Source organism: Frigoribacterium sp. AC759 (assembly GCF_979256015.1).
The window spans coordinates 1-229 of the sequence record NZ_CEEDMT010000231.1; the positions used below are offsets into that span (position 1 = coordinate 1).

The 229-nt window shown below is 71.2% G+C and carries 1 protein-coding gene; it reads right to left on the reverse strand.

What is annotated here, in order from left to right:
- Positions 1-229: trehalase-like domain-containing protein (locus ACZ6JE_RS15785; protein WP_464319565.1), on the reverse strand; the 229-nt coding region annotated here is incomplete at both ends.

Sequence of the window (229 nt, forward strand, 5' to 3'; positions counted from 1 at the left end):
CTGCCACCGCGTCACGAGCACGACCGTGTCGTCGATGTACCGACGGGTCGCGGTGGCGACGGCGTCGGTCGGGGCGATCAGCCACCGCCCGGCGTCGTGGTCGCCGCGCAGGGCGCCGAAGGTCGAGGCGGAGTCGAAGCGGGGCAGGCACAGCCAGACGATGCTGCCGTCGGTGCCGACGAGGCATCCGGTGTGCAGATCACCGATCAGGGCGTAGTTCTCGATGGGC